This is a genomic window from Pontibacter sp. HJ8, assembly GCF_054824225.1.
Genome location: NZ_JSYF01000581.1, coordinates 1 through 254 on the forward strand (window position 1 = coordinate 1; position 254 = coordinate 254).

Annotated in this window: 1 pseudogene; it reads left to right on the top strand. The window is 51.6% G+C overall.

From position 1 onward, the window contains the following. Positions 1–34: 34 nt before the first annotated feature. A pseudogene (locus OB13_RS19585) lies at positions 35–254 on the top strand (hypothetical protein); the annotation flags it as partial.

Genomic DNA, 254 nt, shown 5'->3' on the forward strand with positions numbered 1-254 from the left:
GATTAGAAAGCCTAACCCTCCGAAAGAAATCGCTATGTCGGGTCCTGAGCAGGAGGTAGAGGAGATTGTGCCAGGAGGAGATAAGGCGAAGCTCACGTTTAGTGACGGCTCCGTCTTTTTGCTGGAGGACATGGCCAATGGCACGGTACGGGAAGAGAATGGGGTAAAGGTGTCAAAGCAGGATGGGCTGGTCACTTTTGAAATAGCCGGTAACAGCAGCAGCCAGGTCTTCTTCAATACGATTTCAACTCCGG